Below are 21,527 nucleotides of genomic sequence, written 5' to 3'. Positions count from 1 at the left end.
ATGCTCAGATTTTTGCTAAGCATTGCCTCTCTTTGATTGTTTTCATATAGATTAAGTAGTTTATGCTTCTTCTTTAGCAGCCGCCGCTTTTTTCTTGGCCATAAACCATAGAATAAGTAATGCGCCGATTACCGCCATAACCATAGCGATGATTAGTGCCATTGAATAAGATCCGCTGGCTTCACGTATGCGTGAGGCGATGGATGGACCCATAATTGAGGCGATGCCGTAAGCAGTAAACATCCAGCCGTAATTAGCTGCAGCTTTCGATGCGCCCCAGTTTTCAGCTGTGATTCCTGGGAAGGACCCTAAGAAGCCGCCGAAGGAAGAAGGGATGAATATTAATCCGATGATTCCCGCCGCTGCGCCAAGAATTTCATTAAAGTTTAATAGAAGCAATCCGGCAGCAGAAACGATAAACATCAGCAATACAGTAAGATATCTTCCTAACCTATCAGAAACGGCTCCCCAGATAATCCGTCCTAGGGTATTGGATAATCCAACAATCATAACAATAACTGTTCCAGTGCCCAATGAATAGTACTCAGCTAAACTAGCTGCATGTCCAATAATCATCATTCCGCTTGTTGCTGCAAATGTATAAACAACCCAAAGCAGCCAAAAATTTGATTCTTTTAACATCTCTTTATAATTTTTATCAGTGTTGGTGTTCTGAACGGCAGCTGTATTAGTTAATGTAGCTGGTTTAGACATCCAGAATGAAGCAGTACAGATGACAACCAGTAAAACACCGCCAAGAATTTTGAAGGTTGTGTGGATGCCGACAGAGTTAATCATACTCGTAGCAATAGGTGCCAGAATAATCGATCCTGAACCAAATCCAGCAGCTGTCAAACCTCCGGCTAAGCCTTTCTTATCAGGAAACCATTTAACTGTCAGTGAGGTTGCTGTACCATAGCCTGCACCAATTCCTAACCCTAAAATTAAGCCATAGGTGAGATACAGCATAGGGATACTGTTGACGAATCCTGTTGCAAACATTCCGATACCAAATAACAGACCGGACAGCAGAACAATCTTTTTCCCGCCATGCTTATCAATAATCGGACCACAAATAATCATGCCTACTGGTACCATCGCGAAGGATATGCTAAAAGCCAAAGACGTCTGACTTAAGGCCCAATCTGTGTTGACTTCCAGTAGTGCTGCTTGAAAAACAGACCATGCATAACCTGCCCCTAAGGACATATTGATAACAATAGCTGCGACCAAAATGGCCCATCTATTCTTTTTTGTCTCCATTTCTTTTCCTCCAACCATTATTTTTTTGAAGCGCTTTCAATTATATTGTAAAAAGGGATTGTTGTTCTGTCTAATCATGAAAATTAATAACAACTATAAATAAAAATTATAACAAAGGGATGAAAATGCATGGAATGCTGACTAAGCCTCTAGTTAACGATAAGTAATCGTTTCAATACTGAGGTGACAGCGCCCTTTTTTTTTTGAAATAAGCATGCTGCTGCAAATGAATGAGCAGAGCCAATACAAATTCTCAGCTATAGGCTCTGCTCAAATTGAAAATATATAACCCACTTACTTCTTTTTATCTTGAATAGTCAAAAAATCCTTTTCCAGTTTTACGTCCTAATTGATTGCCGCGGACCATTTTCCGCAATAGTGGGTGAGGTCTGTATTTTGAATCCCCCATCTCACTATACAAGACCTCCATGATTGCCAAACAAACATCCAAACCAATCAAATCTCCCAAAGCTAATGGTCCCATTGGATGATTTGCGCCTAGCTTCATTGCTGTATCGATGTCTTCAGCACTAGCTACTTTCTCTGCATAAATACCGATTGCTTCATTTATCGAGGGAACTAACAAGCGATTCACAACAAAGCCGGCAGAGTCTTCAACGATGACAGGTGTTTTTCCAATAGCTTCTGAAATCGCTGCAATTTTGTCTACTAGCTCTTTTGGAGTTGTCAGACCGGAAACAACTTCTACTAGCTTCATTACTGGTGCTGGATTGAAAAAATGCATACCAATCACAGGGCGTGTTAAGTCGTTAGATAATTCTGTTACAGATAACGAAGATGTGTTTGTTGTAAAAATTGTTTCAGGTTTACAAAGCTCATCAAGTTCTTTGAAGATTTCTTTTTTCAAATTCATTTTTTCTACTGCAGCTTCGACAATTAAATCGAAGTCAGCAGCATCTTTAGAACTGCCAGTGTTAATGCGGTTCAAAATATCTGTTAGCTCTGTTTGAGTTATTTTTCCTTTTTTAACAAGCCTGTTTAAATTACTTTCAATTTTTTGTTTTCCATTTTCAGCCCATTCGGGTTTTATATCACATAATAATACTTCATACTCTGGATTAATGGCGAAGGCCTGGGCAATACCAGCTCCCATTGTTCCTGCGCCTATTACGGCAATCTTCATAGTTGTCCTCCTTATGAGGTTAAGATATACGTGTTTTCTCAAAAAATAGAATAGGAGCTTCAATAATCCTGCCGATAGTTTTGAGACAATGCGACAGATCTTTTATAGAAGCATGTGATACTCCTAGACAAAATTGCTGTGAAACAGTAAATCTAAACCATTTTTTAGCTATTTACTCTGATAAAATATCTGCTTTGTTTTTTATCTATAAGGGAATGTACATATAGTCTCAGACTAGTGCTGTGCCCTTTTAACTTGTTCTTAGGAGTCTGTTTTTGCACCCGCCACAGCACTTATTACATTTTCTTTTGACCGGTGTAGGGTGCATGTTTTCGCTTTTCAAGAAAGGCGCTCATACCTTCTTCTTGATCGGCTGTCAAGAAACACTTGCCGAATAGTTCGCTTTCTAAAAGATAAGTATCTTCGATAGATAAACCAATGCTTGCCTGTGCCACTTTTTTTACAGCTCTTACACCAGCTGGTGCGTTGGCAGCAATTCTTTCTGCCATTTTCATCACTTTTTCCATTAATTCTTCAGCAGGAATAACCTGACTGACTAATCCAATAGATAAGGCTTCGCCTGCTTTGATATTGCGGGCTGTGAAGGCCATTTCCATTGCTTGAGACAAGCCGGCTACGCGGACTAGGCGTTGTATACCTCCATAACCTGGTAAAATACCCAATCCCACCTCTGGCAGACCGAAAACTGCGTTTTCTGAGCAGATTCGTAAATCACAGCTTAATGCTAGCTCACAGCCGCCGCCCAGTGCATAGCCATTGACCGCTGCAATAACTGGCATTGGCAGCGCCTCAATTTGCTTCATCACCTGATTGCCTTCCTCTGAAAAATCCTGTGCTTGTTGAGCAGTTAAATCCTTCATTTCAGCAATATCTGCACCTGCAACGAAGGCTTTAGAGCCAGCTCCTGTGATAACCAGACAGCGTAGGGAAGAATCAGCTATTTCCTTTACCTGCTCTGAAAGTTCAGCTATGACTTGGCTGTTTAAGGCATTTAGAGCATTAGGACGATTAATTGTTAGCAGTCCAATTTCATTTTGTACCTCGTAGTTTAAATACTGCATCGTCTACATCCTCTCTACAATTGTACTAATCCCCATACCGCCGCCGACACAAAGCGTAGCAAGACCGTAGCGGGACTGCTGCTTCTCCATTTCGTGAAGCAGGGTAACCAATATCCGGGCACCTGAAGCACCGATTGGATGACCTAATGCGATAGCTCCGCCATTGACGTTTACACGTTCAGCATTCCAGTTTAACTCATTTCCAACAGCTAGTGCTTGAGCAGCAAAGGCTTCATTTGCTTCGATTAAGTCCATTTGTTCGATGGTCAAGCCTGATTTTGCTAAGGCTTTTCCGGTACTTTCAACAGGGCCAATTCCCATGATTGCAGGATCTACGCCGGCGCTAGCTCCCACGACCCAGCGAGCCATTGGTTTTACACCAAGCTCTTTCGCTTTTTTTGCACTCATTACCACAACCGCGGCAGCTCCATCGTTGATTCCAGAAGCATTTGCAGCTGTAACAGTTCCGCCATCTGGTTTAAAGGCCGGTCTCATTTTGCTAAGGCCTTCAGAAGTGATGCCGCTGCGGGGAAATTCATCTTGTTCAAACATGACTGTTTCTCTTTTTACCTTTATTGGAACTGGAACGATTTCATCTTTAAAGCGTCCTTCAGCAATCGCTTTTTCCGCTTTTTGCTGACTTTCTGCTGCAAAAGCATCCTGCTCTTCCCGGGTAATGTGATATTTCTCAGCCACATTTTCAGCGGTAATTCCCATATGATAATGATTAAAAGCATCTGTCAAGCCATCATTAATCATCGTGTCAATCATTTCGCCATTACCCATGCGGTAGCCAAAACGTGCATTTTTTAATGCATAAGCTGCTGCTGACATATTTTCCATCCCGCCGGCGACGATAATGTCTGCTTCCCCGGCTGCAATCATAGCTGCTGCCATGTTGACGCTCTTTAGACCGCTGCCGCATAAGATATTTAATGTTTGAGCAGGTACTTCTACGGGCAATCCTGCTTTGATTGCTGCCTGCCGGGCAATATTTTGACCCATGCCGGCCTGCAATACAGCTCCCATGCTGACTTCATCTACTTGGTCAGGAGCAATTCCTGCTCTTTTGATTGCTTCTTTTATAACGATAGCACCAAGATCTACTACAGAGGTATTAGCTAAAGCTCCTCCGTATTTTCCAATAGCAGTTCTCACTGCACCTGCTAATACAATTTCAGTTTCCAAATAAATCCACCTTCCTTGAATCATAGATTATTTTGTACCGTCATATCATTACCATGTCATGTGATAGCGGTTTTCCCATTCTTTCTGTAACTCCTCCCGGAAATTAGGGTGAGCAATCTCAATTAGTGCACGACTGCGTTCACGAATGGATTTGCCTCTCAAATCAGCAATACCGTACTCGGTAATGATGACTGCAGCATCATTTCTACCTGTGGTCACTACAGCTCCTTGATCCAGACATGGAACAATTTTACTGACGGTATTATTTCTGGTAGTAGAAGGCATTGCAATGATAGAGATGCCTCCTTTAGACATATTGGCTCCTCTGACAAAATCTAATTGACCGCCGACGGCTGAGATTTGTGTGATACCAATACTCTCTGAAGCTACTTGGCCAGTTAAATCGACTTGGACACAGCTGTTAATCGAAATCAGACGATCATTTTTAGCAATAACTTCTGGATCATTTGTATAGTCCACTGGTGCCATATGAATACTAGGATTGTCATCAATAAAATCATACAGTTCCCGGCTTCCCATCAGGAATGTAGCGACCATTTTTCCTGGGTGGAGTGTTTTCTTGCTGTTGTTGATAACCCCTTTTTTCACCAGCTTCATAACACCATCACTAAACATTTCGCTATGAATACCTAAATCTTTTTTATCATGCAGACAATCCAAAACTGCATCAGGAAGGCTGCCGATACCAAGCTGCAGAGTATCTCCATCTTGAATCAGGCTGGCACAGTATTTGCCTATTTCCTGCTCTTCTTTTGTTGGAGCTGCTTGAGGAAGTTCTTGAATAGGAGTGTCTTCTTTAACTAAATAATCAAATTCGCTGATATGCATAAAGCAATCGCCATGTGTCCGGGGCAGATTATTATTGATTTGAGCAATAACGATTTTTGCATTTTTAGCTGCGGTCATAATATAGTCAACGCTGATTCCTAAACTAACGTAGCCATGCTGATCTACTCTACTAACATGAACGAGAGCAACATCGGCAGGTAGACTCCCATCAGTAAATAAAGAAGGCATTCGTGAAAAGAAACGAGGTGTGTAGTCTGCTCGGCCTTCTGAAACGGCTTTGCGGTCTTTTCCGCTGACAAACAAGCTGTTGTGCCGCACATGACCGACTGCTTCAGGTGCGCAGTAAGCGGTTTCTCCCAACGGCAGCATTTGTGCTGTTTCAACATTTTTTAATTCGGGGATTCTTTTCCCAAATTCTCGTGTTAATGCAGTTGCTTCTCCACATCCGAGACCGATAACAACCCGGTCTCCATCCTTGATACACTTCACAGCTTCTTCAGCTGTTACATAATTATTCATAGTATATCCTCCTTTTTATAAGAATTATCATACTTTTTAAGCGGAATTTATCCTTGTTTTTTGAGCATTTTATTATAAAGTCAGTCACATTTTGTAATAAAGGAAAGTTGAAAATGTGACTGATTTCAATTATTTTTATTCTTTCACAGCTTCCAGCAAGGCTTCTACTATATTATCCAAGTCTGGCTCATCGACTTCCTTCAGCGAAGAGTTAATGCTCAAGGTTTCATCCATAACAGTCATCCGTTTCAGCTCTTCTTCTAAGAATTCAGCCATCAATGCTCCTGATTTTGGCGCCCATGAACCATTTTCAATCAATGTAAAGGTTCGATTCTGTACATTCAGCGCCTGTAAATCAATGAGATAATTCTTCATCGGCGGATAGATTCCTAAGTTAAAGGTTGGACAGGCGAGTACAATGTTGCTTGCCCGGAATGTTTCTGCAATAAGATAGGAGATATGTGTGCTAGATACATCGTAGACCTTCACATTAGTCATGCCTCTATCACATAAACGAGTAGCTAGTGCTTGTGCTGCAAATTGAGTGTTCCCATACATTGAACCAAAGATGATAACGACCCCTTTTTCTTCCGGCTCATAACGACTCCATTTATCATACTTATCAAGTAGATAACCAAAGTCCTTCCGCCAAACTGGACCATGCAGCGGACAAATCATTTTGATATCAATGGTTCCTGCTTTTTTCAATGCAGATTGTACAAATGGTCCGTACTTACCAACAATATTTGTATAGTAGCGACGGGCATCATCAATCCAGTCACGGTCAAAATTCACTTCATCAGCGAAAAGTGTACCGCCGAGAGCGCCAAATGATCCGAAAGCATCTGCAGAAAATAGAATGCCGCTTGTTATATCGTAGGTCATTAATACTTCTGGCCAGTGAACCATTGGCGCAGCGACGAAGGTTACAGTATGTTTACCAAAATTACGTGTGTCTCCTTCTTTGACCTGATCTTCGTGGCCATCTACATGATAGTTGAATTGGTGCATTAGCATGAATGACTTCTCTGAACTGATAATTTTTAATTTTGGATAACGAATAATCAATTCTTCGATTGAACCGCAATGATCAGGTTCCATGTGGTTTACAATTAGATAATCTAATGGTCGTCCGTTTAGAACCAATTCAATATTTCGAATGAAATCCTGTGTGATTTCCCAGTCTACGGCATCAAATAACACTGTTTTTTCATCTAATAGCAGATAAGAGTTATAAGAAACACCACGAGGGATTGGATGCATATTTTCAAATAATTCCAAGCGGAGGTCATCGCCACCGACCCAGTACAAATCTTCTGTTACTTTTCTAACTGTATACATATATTATTTCCTCCTATTCAATCTGACTTTCAGTGAAAACTAAGTTGTTAGAACCCTTCGATGAAGACGTCTTTTTCTTCACCACATTCAGGACAAACCCATTCTTCCGGCAAGTCTTTGAATAGTGTTCCTGGAGCCACTTCACCCTCTGGATCTCCCTTGCCAGCATTGTATTCGTAACCACACCCTCCACATAGATAGAGTTTGTAAGATGGTGCAGGTTTTTTCGCTTTTGCACGTTTGATTTTCGTCATTGGCGGCGCCTCCTTCTTCGGTTCTCCGGTATCTAGTGCTTTCGCCAGCAACGGCAGGATAACTTCTACATCACCAACGATGCCGTAGTCCGCATTTTTGAATATTTTTGCATTTGGATTATTATTGATTGCGACAATAGTGGATGCATCTTTGATTCCCTTCAAATGCTGACCAGCTCCAGAAATACCACATGCGATATATAAATTCCCTTTGAATTTCTGACCAGACATTCCTACATAGCGAACCATAGGAAGATATTTCAGGTTTTCTGCAACTGGACGTGAACAGCCGATTGCTGCTCCAGCCTGTTTCGCAAGCTCTTCGATTAATTTCATATTGGATTCCGCGCCAATTCCTCGTCCTGCACTGACTACCCGCTCTGCTTGAGCAATTGGTGTATCAATCGGGATTCCTACGGAGAAATCGTAGCCATCTTTTTTTAACTGTTCTACCAACGTTTCTACATTTTTAGCAGGATCTGCATCTTTCAGTATAACCTTCTTACGATCGCCGGTTGCTGGTCCTTTTTTCGCGCTGACTGCTTGAACCTTAGGCTCTTTACCAACCAAATGGGAGGCAATAACTACCCGCTGAATTTCATTCGTTCCTTCATAGATAGTACAAATCTTGGCATCGCGATAGAAACGCTCCACGTCGCTGCCCTTAATGTAGCCTGCACCACCATAAATTTGAAGGGCATCATTTACAATTTCCAGTACGTTGTCTGAGGTATACTGTTTCGCCATTGCAGATTCCAAACCGAATGGTTCACCACTGTCTTTTAGCTCAGCCGAGCTGTAAACCATCATCCGACTTGCCCGCAGCTTAGTTGCCATATCCGCTAGCTTGAATGAAATTACCTGTTGATGAGCAATTGCTTTACCAAATTGTTCACGCTCTTTGGCATATTCTAAAGCGCTTTCGAAAGCTCCTTGTCCTATACCTAAGGCTTGGGCTGCAATTCCGATACGTCCGCCATCTAATGTAGCCATTGCAATATTGAAGCCTTTTCCTTCAACACCTAACAAGTTTTCTTTAGGTACTTTCACATTGTTGAAGATTAGCTCTGCTGTACTAGAAGAGCGAATTCCCATCTTGTCATACTTCTCGCCGAATTCAAAACCTTCCCAGCCTTTTTCGACAATAAATGCACTGATGCCTCGGATACCGATATCTGGTGTTGTTACAGCAAATACAATGTACGTATCAGCTTTAGGAGCATTCGTAATGAAAATTTTGCTTCCGTTTAAAATATAGTGGTCACCAACTAGCTCTGCAGTTGTTTCAGTTCCACCGGCGTCACTTCCAGCTTCACTTTCGGTTAGACCGAAGGCCCCAATTTTTTCCCCTCTAGCTAGCGGCACTAAATATTTCTTTTTTTGTGCCTCTGTACCATGTGCATAAATAGGATAACAGCCCAGTGAGACATGGGCTGAAAGGATTACCCCTACACCGCCGTCTACTCGGGAAAGCTCTTCTACAGCAATTGCATAAGTTGTGGTGTCAAAACCACCGCCTCCATATTTTTCAGGAAAAGGTATGCCCATAATGCCGAGCTTGCCCATTTTCTTAACGATTTCATCAGGAAATTGATTTTCAAGATCCAAAGTGGCTGCGATTGGCTTAATTTCTGTTTCTGCAAACTCCCGGACCTTCGCTCTAAAAGTTTCGTGTTGTTCAGATGTCTTAAATCTCATATCATAACCTCCAATAAAACTTTTTTTATTTACAACTTACCGGCTCTTTGAAATAGTCGGTAAGTTTGTATTTGTGTGTAAATGTTCCATCCTTAAGGATTCGTTAAAGATTGATTCTATAAGAATTGTCGTTCTTGTATTTATAATGTAGCTAAGATAGCAGAATAACAAATACATATCCATTTAATTGTAAGCGCTTACAAGGTATCCATCTGCAAATAGCCGAACTATCTACAGATAACCGTTTAACAACTTATTAACAATTTTTTAGTAAAATATTTTTGGCATTTCCTTCATTACATCTTCTGCTTCTGAAAACATTTGATCGATGATTGATTTAGCCGGCTTGATACTTTTAATTGCGCCTGAAATTTGACCAGCCATGATAGAGCCGTTAGTCATATCTCCGTCTACAACTGCTTTTCGTAAGGAACCCATTGTTAGCTTTTCCAGTTCATCACGGGGCACCTTTTGATACTCCATTTCTAAATACTTTTTAGACATTTCATTTTTTATTACACGAACAGGTGCTTTTGAAGTTCGCCCGGTTACAATTGTCGAATCATCCTGAGCTGCTACAATTGCCTGTTTGTAACTCATTGGAATCGGAACCTCTTCTGATGCCAGGAATCTTGTTCCAACTTGAACACCTTGAGCACCTAAAGCAAAGCTTGCGACAATCCCACGGCCGTTTACGATTCCGCCGGCTGCGATAACAGGAATAGAAACAGCTTCACTGACTTGTAGCACCAGAGACATTGTACTGCTCTCACCAATGTGTCCACCAGCTTCAGTACCTTCTGCAATTACGCCATCCACGCCTAGTGCTTCCATTTTTTTCGCTTGTGCAACAGTGGCGATAACGGGGAAAACCTTTACCCCGGCAGCCTTTAATTTAGGTACGTAGTCTTTAGGTGTTCCAGCTCCTGTAGTAACGACAGCTACTTGTTCTTCAATGATGACATCGGCCAGCTCGCCAACATTATCCATCATCATCATTAAATTGACTCCGAAGGGTTTGTCAGTTAGCTCTTTGCAGGCTTGAATTTGATAGCGCAGAGTTTCTTTATCCATGGATCCTGAGGCAATCACGCCCAAGCCCCCGGCGTTTGAAACGGCAGATACCAGTTCATATCTTGAAATTTGAGCCATAGCGCCTTGAAAAAGAGGATATTTAATTCCTAATAGTTTTGTTAGCAGCATAGATATTCACTCATTTCTATTTATTTTGGTATTCGGTACTTTCATCGTTATTTTTCAGCCATGTTCTTGAGATTATAAATTTTTGTGCATTCGTTGAGCCGCCGTAGAGTGCGGTCACCTGTGCATCTCTTGAAAAACGTTCAATATGGTTATTACGGGTATAACCATAGCCGCCTGTCATAGACATTAAAGCTTCGGTTGTTTTAATGGATGCTTCTGTACAAAAAAGCTTGATTTTTGCAATTTGAATCGTGTCTGTATAGTCTTCTAAATCTGTATTTTTTAAATAGGATTCTGCAGCCTCGATATCTGTTGCTGTTTCTGAAAGAACCCGTTGGCATTCGATTAGGTTAATGAGCCGCAGTCCGAATTTTCGTTCCTTTCGAACATACTTCAGACCTTTAGCAAAGGCACCTTGTGCGATTCCAATTGATTGTGCTGCGATGGATAAACGGATACGGTTGAAAATCATATCAACTTGTTTTTCATCTACTAGCTCTCCACCAAGGATATTTTCTTTTGGAATTTTTATTTCCTTGAAATAAATATCGGCGACAGGTAAGGCGTGCAGTCCAACTTCTTCGATATCAGGACCGACCTCTAAACCAGTAGTTCCTTTTTCTAGCAGAAAAATCCCGTAGCCTTTTTCGCCGCTCATCAGTTCTACTTTGGAGGCTACAAAAAATAGTCCAGCAATTGGTGCATTCGAAATGGTTGCTTTAGTTCCATTGATTTGCCAATAATTTTCGTGTTCTATTGCAGTCGTTCTAATCTCAGATAGCTGACTTCCAGATCCAACTTCATTTAATGCGAGTGAACCCCAAGTTTCTCCTTTGATGAGCTGTTCAAGATAAGCTATTTTTTGACTCTCAGTTCCAAAGCGATACAGCGGCCAGACAGCAAAGTTTGATTGGGTTAAAAAAATACTTGAAAGGGCAGGAAAGCTGGTCGATAATTCCTGAATCAAGGCTAAATGATCTTCAAAGCTTCCGCCGGTTCCTCCGATAGATGTTGGAAAGCCAACACCAATAAACCCTCTTTTACTTAAATCTTTCATTATTTCAAGAGGAACTTTTTTCGACTGATCAAAAGCGTCTGCTTGAGCATCCAGCCCATTCTTTTTTAATAAATGGATATATTCCTTCAACGAATTTTTCACAAGATAATCTCCTTTTTGTCTCGTAAAAGATGAAAACATTAATCAGCAGGCTGGTAAAAAAATTCTAAGATTGATTCGTACAGGAAATTTTCTTCATAAGTGTAAAAGCTTTTGACAGGTCGACACAACAATAAGACGAATTGAAGGGGCTCTTTAAATTGTTTTTTACTAGTGGTTTTTTCATCTGCATAAAGACACATCGCATGCTGGAGAATGATGACAGTGTCAGAATGTCCAGTCAAATCCAGCAAATATTCTAATGACTGGCCGGTAAACTGAATTTTGGCATTTTCTATATGCTCATTTAATCGGTCTTTAACTAAGTCATAGGTTGTATAGCTTTCGTGAAAAGTTCCGATTGAGAAAGGTTCCAAATCTTTCCAGTCAAGCTGTTTTTTTGTATCTAAAGGATGGTTCTTTTTCATATATGCGACATATTCATCAATTTGGATTACTTGTTCTTCAAATGATTTATGATCTAACCGAGCCGGATCTACTAAGATAGCCAAGTCTAAATCGTTATTTAATAGTTTCTTCTTTAAATCTTTAGCTCCACCTTCGACAATTTCTATTTGAAGCTCTGGATGCTCAAGTATAAACTGAGGTAAAAATGACAAGAAATACATTCGAAGAATCGCTGAAGGCATTCCAATTCGAATTGTTCCTTTTTGCTTTAACGATTCTTTACGAATCATCGTTTTCATCTCTTCATACTTAGATATAATTTCTAACGCATACTCGTACAATAATTTGCCGCTTGGGGTTAGTTGCTCAAAACGACCATTTCTTCTTTCGAATAACAGCACTTCTTCTTCTGCTTCAAAATTGGTAATCATTTGGCTTAAAGCTGACTGGGTAATGTGGATTTTGCGAGCCGCTAAAGACAAATTAAAACCGCTCTCGACAATCTTAATAAAATAGCTAAGCTGAGTGATATCCATCAAAAGACTCCTTTCGAATTATCGCTGACTTTAAGCTCAAGGTGTTGTATAGCATGAGCTTTTTACTTTAAAATATTTGCTAGTTTAAAATAATTATAGCAGTAAACAATTTATAGTAGAGAAATCTTTTTATTTTGAAGACAGTTTATATATTTTCATCTGTATAGGCAATGACTATTTTTGATCAACATAGTCCTAGTTCATTGCTTGTACTCACTATTAATGCAATTGCAAGCGCTTTCTGATTTAATGATATAGTGTTTTCTTTTGTTTGCAAACTAAGGTATTTTTATCTTACCTATTAGTTTTACTAATAGGTTAGTGGTGAAACTTAATTGTTGCTGGATATGATTCATAAAGAAATTGGAATATAATCCTTATTTGGTCTGTATGGCAGAGCAAAGCTATTTCTATTTCATTCTTTATTTACCATTCAAACTCATTTATATAAAGTAAGCAGCCGAAAAAATTTATAAATTTTTCCGGCTGCTTATTGGAAGTTAGATGTTTATCTTTTTTATTAAAAAGCTATTTATTGAAGAGGAGAGAAATTTTTTTCCGCACACTGCGCTTGTATTCACGATGTTCGAATCCCAGCTTCAAGAATGTATTAGCAGGAAAGTTCAAGAATTGCTCATTGGTTCTTTGAATAAAGACTCGTTCAAAAAATGTACAGCAAATTTGCTGATGAGCCTTGTCTGTACCAACAACAAACAGCTCGATTTTTTCGTTGTCAATTTCACTAATTTGGACAGAAAAAAGAATTTTTTCTTTACTGATTCCTTTAGGAATATCCAAATAATCAATCAAAGATTTTTGTTCAAGTTCACTCTCATAGGATAATAGATTTTTTAATTTTTCTTCCACAATATTTTTGATGTGCTCTAATTCAGTTGGATCAAGTTCATTTTTAATAGTATGTTCAAAACAAAACAGCTGGTTGTATTGCTCCCAGAATAAATTTAATTCACCCATAATCTTTCTCCCTAACTGGCAGTTTTTAGCTAAATCAAATGAGTATTCTTCGAATAGCCAATGAGTTTAATCATCGAGTCTCTTCAGCTATACCATAAACTAAGCTGCTTTCTTTTACTACTCAAAAATTCTTATAGCTGTATTAATTCTATCTAATAGACTGATAGCTCATTAATCGGCTTTTTTTGGTTCTGTTGATAGCAGCGGGTTGGGAATAAAGGGTGTTTTATTTCGCAGCTGATGGTTAAGGATTTTCTTTCCATCAGAAGACCATTGCATCATTCGGTAGTAAGCATCGTGATAGAAAATAAACATTGCCTTTTTCTCATAGCCTTCAAGCAGGAGCCGTTCCTTTGCATAAATGGAATCCATTGGATAGTCATCATACGCTAATACCCATAGAGGATTTTGATGTGCCTGTGTGGGCATCAAGTCAGCCATATGAAAAATCCATTCATTTTTTTGTGTCAATTTAACAATAGAGTGCCCGTTGCTATGCCCGCCTGTATGAATTAATTCAATATCAGAAAGTTCATTGTAGCATTTCGAAAATGTAACAACCTGTTTTTCAACAGCTTCCCAATTCTCTTTCCAATAGGTACTTTTTGACCGCATAGTAGGTTGTCTTACTTCATTCCACTCAGTCTCATTAATAATAATTTTTGCTTGAGGAAAGCAGGAAACCAATCGACCGTTTTCGTCATAACCCGTTAACCCGCCAGCGTGATCAAAGTGCATATGAGTCATAAGAATGGTATCAATATCTTCAGGAAGCAGTGCCAATTCGGCTAGACTCTCTTTTATTTTAGGTTCAGACCAGACGCCAAAATTACGTTTTTGTTTTTCTGACAGCTTGCCGTTTCCTACGCCGCTGTCGATTAAAATATTTCTTCCTTGGTATTGAATCAGTATCGGGTCGGTCGGTAGTTCAATCTGATTATTTTGATTTGCCGGATACTTTTTGGACCAAAGCGGTTTAGGTACAACGCCAAACATTGCACCTCCGTCCATCGCTGTATTCCCGCCATCCAACCAATGAATTATCATATCATGAAAACGCATTTTATCCATATCCTGATTTCCTCCTCGTATTTTCTTCTATATCCAGTATTATCCTATATGCTTTTTGAATGTATCATCTATTCAAAGCAAAAAGCAAGAAGAAAAAATTAGGTTCAGCTGCTTTTGTGTCTATGGTTCTTACTATACTCGGCTTCTCGCAGCATACAAGGACTGAGATGCCGTTGTTCGGATTTAAAACAAAAAACAAGACTGGAAAGTAGATATGCCCCGTCTCTTTTGAATTAAATTCCACCATTTTCCAAAATTAATAAAATGGTCATTCGCCTGTCTATTTTGGAACGGCGTATAAGAGAAATCATACTGCAAATGCATTCTTCCTTTAGACAGCTTCCACACTGCCCGGTTTTTATACAGGGCGTTGTTGTTAGGCCTAAACGAAAAGCATTTTCCGGAGCCGTTTTCTTCCTGACTGTTTCAATGGTGCTTTCCAGATTTCCATAAATCTTATTCATAGTGACAAAAGCAATTACTTTATCTGGACCGTAGGAAAGAGCAGCAACCCGGTTTCCCACACTATCAATATTGACTAAAATGCCGTCTTCACTGATGCCGTTGACACTAGTCAAATAATAATCAGCTAATAAGGACTGTCTCATCAGCTGATGTCTTTCTTCAGGAGTTTCAGCTAAATCCCGATTAATAACTGCTTGTTTTCGCTGATTTAGGGCATCTATGATTTGACTTTGCTGAAGTGTAACAGAACCGCCAAAAGCAACCGTTTTGCTGGAATCAATTAAATCCAAGGCTGTCATTTGTGCATTCTTAAAGTCTTGACAAATATGAACATCAAAATTTCGACGAGTCAGCTTCTTTTTAAGTGTATCTGCTTGTTTTTGATAATAATCTTTTTGAAACACAATAATCCCTCCCGCGAACATTTTACATATCATTATTATAGCAAATATTTGCAGAGGCAAGACTCTAAAGTAGTGAACGATGAACAAGCTAAGGATTGGGGAGACTTGTTCTTTAAAAATGGGAGTAAAATGGGAGTTTGTAAAGAAAGATATCCTATATTCTTATTAGGAAGTGTCTGAAAAGTAGAATGGCATCTAAATTTTTCAAGATTGTTTTGGAAATCAAGCAAAACCACAAGCTAGCTCAATTCAGAGTAGTCATTTTTAATACTATTGATTGAAAAATGACTTTTATTTTCGTACGCATACCATTCTGTTAGCAGGTCTTTAGGCAAATAGAACTGGCAATGTGCCGTATAAGCGAGCGGCCAGTTTTGTTTACTTAAGTATAGCAACAGAATGGCATGCGCTGCTTTGATAACTATTCCTTGAAAGAAACTAGCGTCACTTAGCTTTGAGAGGTAAATTATATAACGATTCGCCGTTAGAGTTTTCAGGCACATTATAATAAGGAGGATGTTTATGGGTGAGATAGATTTAGGACAAAGCAGCGAGTTTAGAGAATATGAGCAAGATCAATCTGCTTTAAAAAGAGTGAAAAATGAATTTACTGAAAGAGGCGTAAATGTTAAATGGTTTGGCGCACAAGGTGATGGAACAACCGATGATACGGCAGCTGTTTTAGAGGCAGAAAAAATTGGGATGCTATTTTTTCCTAAAGGAAGCTACTTATTGCGAAAATTGCCTACTACTAAAATAAAGGGGGCAGGAGCCGTCATTAAATGGCTTTCTGCAGGGATTATTAGGGAATACGTATTGAATGATACCTATCTGCAAATAAACAGATTGTACAATAATATTGGTTTAGGCATTAACACGCTACAGGCAATTGATGAAAATTCTGTTGGAAATACTGTAGTTGGAGATAAAAGCTTTCTTTCCAAAGGGAATAGGCTTTCAAGAAACGTCGGAATGGGAACCAATATTATGACGAAAGTTTCTGAGGCAGAATACACTGTTGTAATTGGGGATAATGCCTGCCGGGATACTGTTCTTACAGAAAGGAATACCGTTGTGGGGTCAAATGCCGGATTATCCATGGGAGATACTGATTTAATTGGAACCCATCATTTTTACAGAGAAGATGTGGATACAGGCTATCTAGATAACTTATGGACTGACTGGAGAGACTATGTAGGTGAGAAAGACAAACCGCTGATTATTCCTGAAAATACAAAACAGGTGAGAGGTAACGTAGCTGTAGGAAGAAATGCTCTTGGCTGGACGATTAAACCGACATTCAATACCGCAGTTGGGTATAATGCGTTAGAAAAAGCTGTTGAAAGCACTAAAAGTGTAGCTATTGGTGTGTCAAGTGCTTATAATTCGATAAAGTCGAGTGAAAGTGTTGTAGTCGGATCCTATGCCAATATGAACAATAGTATATCGTCTGGAGATGTTTCTTTAGGTGCGTATGCTATGGAACAAGTACCTTTTTCAAAGTTTAATGTATCAATAGGATTTCAGGCTTTACATGGAAAGAATATGCTTCGCACAAATCCTGAAATCAGTGACAATATCGCTATTGGCCGCTACAGTCTTAGCGAAGCTTCCGGAGATATTAGGAGCAACGTAGCTATTGGCTCCAGCGCATTGAAGTATACACAGGGCAAATATAACACCGCATTAGGGCAGCAGGCATTAGAGAAAATAGCAGGTGATTATAATACTGCTGTTGGACTTTTTGCTGCCAGAGATTTAAAAAATATAAAAAGAGCAACCGCAGTCGGCTATAATGCTTTGAATAATCCTTCTATTGCTGATTTTGAGAATATTACAGGTATTGGACAAAATAGTTCTGTGACAGGGTCCAATCAGCTACAGCTGGGGAATTCTCAGACGACACCGTATGCATTTAATCCTATTCAGCTGCGCTCAGATGCTCGGGACAAAATAGACATCAGAGATACTTCCCTAGGACTAAATTTTATAAAAAAAATTCAGCCGCGCGAATTCAGATGGAACAACCGCGAATTTTATAGTGAATATGAAACGCATAGGGATGCAAATGGGCAATTGAAATGTATAAAACGAGAAGTACCTAACGACGGGAGCCGTTCGAGAAAACGTTATCATCAAGGATTCATTGCACAGGAAATCAAAGCTGTTATGGAAGAGCTGGATATCGATTTTAGCGGTTATCAAGACCATTCAATTGACGGCGGATTAGATGTAAAATCTATCGCTTATGAGGAATTTATTGCTCCTATAATTCAAGCAATTCAAGAACTGAATCAAAAGATAGAAGAACTGGAAGAAAAAGTAGCGACTATAAGCTAGTAACGTTTGTTTCACATGAAACATTTGGTATACAGAAACTTTCAAGTCTAATTCACAAATTTTCCAGAAAACAGCGGGTCCCTCTGTTTCAAAAAAAAAATGAGTTTTTTCAAATCGTGCAAAAAATGCTTACGAAAAAGATTTTTATTTGCTACCATGGTAGACGTTACTAAAAAATAGGGAGCGATAATTTTGCCGAGAAATCGAAAAGAAAGTATGTTTTTTACATTAATGATGTGCACGATAATGGTATTGGGGATGAGCTTATATAATAGCTGTCTGCATAAGGGGATAGATGGTTTGATTTTTACCGAGCTTTTATTAGGGTTTATCCCAGGCTTTTTTGCAGCGCTGTTGCTGGATGTGTTCTTAGTAGGACCAAATGCGAAAAAGCTGGCATTTAAGCTGCTTGGAATTCATAAAGGAAAAATGCCTATAACCCCTCTAGTGATATCCTGTTGTATGGTTTTAGGGATGGTGCTCTGCATGTCTTTATTTGGTTTAGTGCTGCAGGGTGGCTTTTCAGGAAACGTTCTGCTTGATTATCTAAATGCAGTTAAACTAAATATTCTATTTGCTTTACCATTACAATTAGTAGTTGCCGGTCCTGTTTCACGTTACTATTTGAGAAAATTTCAGCGTGATAAAACTGTATATGAAAATTGAGTTCTTGTAAGCTAAGCGCATGTTGGGTATTGAAAGTAGACCTAATATGCGTTTTTTACAGCTAAAGTACTAGAATAAATCCTTCCCCAGGCTGAAAACCAAAAGCTAAAGAAATGTTATACTTATAAATGTAGTAGAAAAAGAACGAGTGTTGTTTATTTGGGAAATAATAATTTTGGGGGATTGTTTAAAATGAAAAAAGACCAAAGAAATATTTTATTTTTGATTTTAGGGCAGTTTATATCGGTTTTTGGCGGGGCTATTCTACGGTTTGCATTATCTTTGTATGTATTAGATCAAACTGGACGGGCTGATGTTTTTGCTACAGTGCTGGCAGTTTCCAGCATTCCTGTATTGTTTTCGCCGATTGGCGGAGCTATTGCCGATCGCTTTGACCGTCGTATGCTAATGGTACTAATGGATGTTGCAAATGCCGTGTTGGCGCTGCTGTTGTTCTTTGTACTGGGAACAGGACAGTCTATTCTTATGATAGGCATTTTACTTTTTGTCTTATCAATTGTGGGAAGCTTTGATACGCCGGTAGTAACGGCCAGTATTCCTTTACTGGTAAAAGAAAGTGAGCTGGAGAAGGTGAATGGGCTGGTAAATGGCATATTGTCTATGTCAAATGTTGTAGCACCGATTATCGGCGGTATTTTGTACAGCCTGATGGGTGCTCAAATGCTGGTGGCCAGCAGTATCTTATTCTTTATCGCTGCTGCTGTAATTGAGACATTTATCAAAATACCTTTTCAAAAAAGAGCATTGGAATCAGGTATGCTCAAGACATTGACTTCCGATTTAGTTGACGGCTTTCATGAGGTTCGCAACAATAAAGTTATTTTGAAAACAATTTTCATTGCTGCATTAATCAATTTTGTACTGACACCATTTTTTATTGTTGGTACACCAATCATTTTAAGAGTGGTTTTACAAGCGAATGATACAATGTATGGTATTGGCATGTCGCTATTTAGTCTGGCAAATATTTTAGGCGCAGTGCTAGCCGGACCACTTACCAAAAATCTTCGTTTTAATAATTTCTATCTTACCTTTACTATTTCTGGTGTGCTGATGTTGTTGATGAACGTAGGACTTAGCTTTGCCGGCAATTCTTCCGGCAACATGATAGGATTTATGGCTTTTGTTGTTACAGGTATTCCAATCGGTATGCTGATGAGCAGCATCTCCATCTATTTGATTGCAACAGTTCAACGAATTACACCTAGAGAAAATATTGGTAAGGTAATGGCTACCATCATCGCTGTTGCTCAATGTGCTGTTCCTTTAGGTCAAATGCTGATGGGCGTATTGTTTAAACAATCAACCGTTAGTGTTTTCCTGCCAATCCTGTTTATTGCAGTCCTAGTATTAGGCGTTTCTTATCTTTGTTTCTATTTGTTCAGAGGAACCAAAGATTCTGACGTGCAGGTAGTTAGAGAAAGAGAACAGGTACTGGAAAAATAAATAATAGCATGAAAACACAGTGAAGAATCTTATCATCCTGAAGATTCTTCACTGTGTTTTTTTGCATCAGTAGCTTTCTGATAGCTTTTCCCCCAGGTTTCCATACTTCTCATAATTGGAATAAAGCTTTCTCCCAGCTCACTTAGGCGATAGTCAACTTTAGGCGGAACGGTATTATATACAGTACGGATGACGAGTGAATCAGCCTGCAGCTCTTTTAAATGCTGCGTCAGCATTTTCTGGGTGAGTGCCGGGTCATCAAATGCCGATTTTAGCTCGTTAAACCGCATAACAGAATGTTCCGCTAGAAACCAGATAATTGACAGCTTCCATTTGCCAGCCATAATTCTTTGGGTCGTCACTAGAGGACAGCTGTCCTCCCAATCCATTTGTTTCATTATCTTATACTCCTTAGACCACTTTTTTGTAAGTATACCACAATAAAGTGCCTTCTTGTGCCGGGTTCATCAGGCAGCTATACTGAAGCTGATGTTGGATTTCAACAGAAAAGGAGGAAAATAGTAATGGAAAAAAGAATCGTAGGATCTTCTTTAGAGGTTAGTAGTATTGGGCTGGGTGCAATTAATTTTGGAACGAAGGTTTCTGAAGAACAGTCATTTAATTTGATGACAGAATATGCGTCATTAGGAGGAAACTTTATCGATACAGCAAATAATTATGCTGTCTGGAATGGCGGCGACGGTCGGGAAAGTGAACGGGTTATCGGCAAATGGCTGACTCATGCCAAGAAGCATGGAAAAATGGTGTTGGCCACAAAAGTGGGGGCACTAAGCGCTAAAGGGTTTGAGCAAATGGAGGGCTTGAGTCGTGAAGTGATTCTCCGTTCTGTTGAAAAGTCCTTAAATAGCCTTCAGACAGATACGATTGATTTATTGTATCTTCATGTTGATGATTTTAAGACACCGCAGGAAGAAGTAATGGAAACATTGGCTGAACTCATAAGAGAAGGTGTTGTGCAGGAAATTGGTTGTAGTAATTTTTTTAGCTGGCGGCTTGAAAAGGCGCGACAGATTTGTCTGGTACGGGATTTGCCTTTTTTCAGTGCTATACAGCAAAGATACAGCTATTTGGCGCCAGTGATTGATGCCGATCTGTTTCCTCAGGTAGCGCTGAATGCGGATATGAAAAGCTATTTAACTACACACCTTGAATTAACACTGGTAGCTTATTCGCCGTTATTAAAAGGTCAGTATAATACAGCAGAAATTATAGACAGCAAGTATGATACTCTTGAAAATAGAGAACGGTTAGCGCAGCTGCTTCTTAAAGAAGAAAAACCGAATCAATGGGTGCTGAAGCATATTACAGGAGCTTTTGGCGGCAGTGTTGCCCTGGTAACAACCTCGACAATCCCTCATCTTCGAGAAGTAATGGTTTAAATTATATTTGAATCATTGAATGACAGGCAATAAGGTTCTTTAATGCCTAGAGTTTCATTTGGAGATAATGAATAAAAAAATACATGCCATAATATTCCGACTATGAAAAGTTAGATTAGCTAGATGTTTCTTATTAT

Annotated in this window: 18 protein-coding genes; 4 read left to right on the top strand and 14 right to left on the bottom strand. The window is 39.4% G+C overall.

Annotation, left to right across the window (positions count from 1 at the left end; genetic code table 11):
- Window positions 1-60: 60 nt before the first annotated feature.
- The 13 genes from AC1Z3K_RS09475 to AC1Z3K_RS09415 form a co-directional block, all read right to left on the bottom strand.
- On the bottom strand, window positions 61-1,263 hold the full coding sequence (locus AC1Z3K_RS09475; RefSeq protein WP_461732576.1) for an L-lactate MFS transporter: 1,203 nt from the start codon (window positions 1,261-1,263) through the stop codon (window positions 61-63).
- 304 nt (window positions 1,264-1,567) lie between these two features.
- On the bottom strand, window positions 1,568-2,407 hold the full coding sequence (locus tag AC1Z3K_RS09470; RefSeq protein ID WP_426083129.1) for a 3-hydroxyacyl-CoA dehydrogenase NAD-binding domain-containing protein: 840 nt from the start codon (window positions 2,405-2,407) through the stop codon (window positions 1,568-1,570).
- A 296-nt stretch (window positions 2,408-2,703) separates the two neighbouring features.
- Window positions 2,704-3,489: an enoyl-CoA hydratase/isomerase family protein gene (locus tag AC1Z3K_RS09465; RefSeq protein ID WP_461732575.1), complete on the bottom strand. Its 786-nt coding sequence runs from the start codon at window positions 3,487-3,489 to the stop codon at window positions 2,704-2,706.
- 3 nt (window positions 3,490-3,492) lie between these two features.
- Window positions 3,493-4,677: an acetyl-CoA C-acetyltransferase gene (locus AC1Z3K_RS09460; RefSeq protein WP_461732574.1), complete on the bottom strand. Its 1,185-nt coding sequence runs from the start codon at window positions 4,675-4,677 to the stop codon at window positions 3,493-3,495.
- Window positions 4,678-4,725: 48 nt separating this feature from the next.
- Window positions 4,726-6,006 (bottom strand): acetyl-CoA hydrolase/transferase family protein, encoded by a 1,281-nt coding sequence (locus tag AC1Z3K_RS09455; protein ID WP_461732573.1) that lies wholly within the window; start codon window positions 6,004-6,006, stop codon window positions 4,726-4,728.
- A 135-nt stretch (window positions 6,007-6,141) separates the two neighbouring features.
- The gene (locus tag AC1Z3K_RS09450; protein ID WP_426083121.1) at window positions 6,142-7,347 is read right to left on the bottom strand and encodes an FprA family A-type flavoprotein; all 1,206 of its coding nucleotides are present in this window, start codon (window positions 7,345-7,347) and stop codon (window positions 6,142-6,144) included.
- A gap of 47 nt (window positions 7,348-7,394) precedes the next feature.
- Window positions 7,395-9,299 carry an acyl-CoA dehydrogenase family protein gene (locus tag AC1Z3K_RS09445; protein WP_426083119.1) on the bottom strand — a complete coding sequence of 635 codons (1,905 nt, stop codon included), beginning with the start codon at window positions 9,297-9,299 and terminating at the stop codon, window positions 7,395-7,397.
- Window positions 9,300-9,566: 267 nt separating this feature from the next.
- Window positions 9,567-10,502 (bottom strand): nitronate monooxygenase, encoded by a 936-nt coding sequence (locus AC1Z3K_RS09440; protein ID WP_461732572.1) that lies wholly within the window; start codon window positions 10,500-10,502, stop codon window positions 9,567-9,569.
- Between the two features lie 16 nt (window positions 10,503-10,518).
- On the bottom strand, window positions 10,519-11,661 hold the full coding sequence (locus AC1Z3K_RS09435; protein ID WP_461732571.1) for an acyl-CoA dehydrogenase family protein: 1,143 nt from the start codon (window positions 11,659-11,661) through the stop codon (window positions 10,519-10,521).
- A gap of 38 nt (window positions 11,662-11,699) precedes the next feature.
- Entirely contained in the window at window positions 11,700-12,602 is a 903-nt protein-coding gene (locus tag AC1Z3K_RS09430) for a LysR family transcriptional regulator (protein WP_426083113.1), read from the bottom strand.
- A 528-nt stretch (window positions 12,603-13,130) separates the two neighbouring features.
- A complete protein-coding gene (locus tag AC1Z3K_RS09425; RefSeq protein ID WP_461732570.1) occupies window positions 13,131-13,577 on the bottom strand; it encodes a hypothetical protein in 447 nt (148 codons plus the stop codon).
- A gap of 171 nt (window positions 13,578-13,748) precedes the next feature.
- A complete protein-coding gene (locus AC1Z3K_RS09420; RefSeq protein WP_461732569.1) occupies window positions 13,749-14,648 on the bottom strand; it encodes a YtnP family quorum-quenching lactonase in 900 nt (299 codons plus the stop codon).
- 233 nt (window positions 14,649-14,881) lie between these two features.
- Window positions 14,882-15,517: a lactate utilization protein gene (locus AC1Z3K_RS09415; RefSeq protein WP_426083108.1), complete on the bottom strand. Its 636-nt coding sequence runs from the start codon at window positions 15,515-15,517 to the stop codon at window positions 14,882-14,884.
- A 522-nt stretch (window positions 15,518-16,039) separates the two neighbouring features.
- Between AC1Z3K_RS09415 and AC1Z3K_RS09410 the strand changes: the two genes are divergently transcribed.
- From AC1Z3K_RS09410 to AC1Z3K_RS09400, 3 genes are all read left to right on the top strand, one after another.
- Window positions 16,040-17,857, top strand: coding sequence for a tail fiber domain-containing protein (locus AC1Z3K_RS09410; protein WP_461732568.1), 1,818 nt, complete (start codon window positions 16,040-16,042; stop codon window positions 17,855-17,857).
- Window positions 17,858-18,049: 192 nt separating this feature from the next.
- Window positions 18,050-18,523 (top strand): DUF2798 domain-containing protein, encoded by a 474-nt coding sequence (locus AC1Z3K_RS09405; RefSeq protein WP_426083104.1) that lies wholly within the window; start codon window positions 18,050-18,052, stop codon window positions 18,521-18,523.
- Window positions 18,524-18,715: 192 nt separating this feature from the next.
- Entirely contained in the window at window positions 18,716-19,990 is a 1,275-nt protein-coding gene (locus tag AC1Z3K_RS09400; RefSeq protein WP_461732567.1) for an MFS transporter, read from the top strand.
- 32 nt (window positions 19,991-20,022) lie between these two features.
- Here the strand turns inward: AC1Z3K_RS09400 and AC1Z3K_RS09395 are convergent, their stop codons facing one another.
- Window positions 20,023-20,388, bottom strand: coding sequence for a winged helix-turn-helix transcriptional regulator (locus tag AC1Z3K_RS09395; protein ID WP_426083100.1), 366 nt, complete (start codon window positions 20,386-20,388; stop codon window positions 20,023-20,025).
- Window positions 20,389-20,514: 126 nt separating this feature from the next.
- Here AC1Z3K_RS09395 and AC1Z3K_RS09390 point away from each other — a divergent pair, with 126 nt between their 5' ends.
- Window positions 20,515-21,390: an aldo/keto reductase gene (locus tag AC1Z3K_RS09390; RefSeq protein WP_426083098.1), complete on the top strand. Its 876-nt coding sequence runs from the start codon at window positions 20,515-20,517 to the stop codon at window positions 21,388-21,390.
- The last annotated feature ends 137 nt before the right edge of the window (window positions 21,391-21,527 follow it).

This window comes from Enterococcus sp. LJL128 (genome assembly GCF_056924295.1).
The sequence above is the reverse complement of the archived record's forward strand: the minus strand, read 5'-3'. Positions and strand labels throughout refer to the sequence as shown.

Coding starts and splice junctions, on each gene's coding strand:
- AC1Z3K_RS09430 (WP_426083113.1), bottom strand. CDS start 12,602: ATGGATATCACTCAGCTTAGCTATTTTATTAAGATTGTCGAGAGCGGT.
- AC1Z3K_RS09475 (WP_461732576.1), bottom strand. CDS start 1,263: ATGGAGACAAAAAAGAATAGATGGGCCATTTTGGTCGCAGCTATTGTT.
- AC1Z3K_RS09465 (WP_461732575.1), bottom strand. CDS start 3,489: ATGCAGTATTTAAACTACGAGGTACAAAATGAAATTGGACTGCTAACA.
- AC1Z3K_RS09455 (WP_461732573.1), bottom strand. CDS start 6,006: ATGAATAATTATGTAACAGCTGAAGAAGCTGTGAAGTGTATCAAGGAT.
- AC1Z3K_RS09445 (WP_426083119.1), bottom strand. CDS start 9,299: ATGAGATTTAAGACATCTGAACAACACGAAACTTTTAGAGCGAAGGTC.
- AC1Z3K_RS09390 (WP_426083098.1), top strand. CDS start 20,515: ATGGAAAAAAGAATCGTAGGATCTTCTTTAGAGGTTAGTAGTATTGGG.
- AC1Z3K_RS09420 (WP_461732569.1), bottom strand. CDS start 14,648: ATGGATAAAATGCGTTTTCATGATATGATAATTCATTGGTTGGATGGC.
- AC1Z3K_RS09450 (WP_426083121.1), bottom strand. CDS start 7,347: ATGTATACAGTTAGAAAAGTAACAGAAGATTTGTACTGGGTCGGTGGC.
- AC1Z3K_RS09425 (WP_461732570.1), bottom strand. CDS start 13,577: ATGGGTGAATTAAATTTATTCTGGGAGCAATACAACCAGCTGTTTTGT.
- AC1Z3K_RS09440 (WP_461732572.1), bottom strand. CDS start 10,502: ATGCTGCTAACAAAACTATTAGGAATTAAATATCCTCTTTTTCAAGGC.
- AC1Z3K_RS09400 (WP_461732567.1), top strand. CDS start 18,716: ATGAAAAAAGACCAAAGAAATATTTTATTTTTGATTTTAGGGCAGTTT.
- AC1Z3K_RS09470 (WP_426083129.1), bottom strand. CDS start 2,407: ATGAAGATTGCCGTAATAGGCGCAGGAACAATGGGAGCTGGTATTGCC.
- AC1Z3K_RS09410 (WP_461732568.1), top strand. CDS start 16,040: ATGGGTGAGATAGATTTAGGACAAAGCAGCGAGTTTAGAGAATATGAG.
- AC1Z3K_RS09395 (WP_426083100.1), bottom strand. CDS start 20,388: ATGAAACAAATGGATTGGGAGGACAGCTGTCCTCTAGTGACGACCCAA.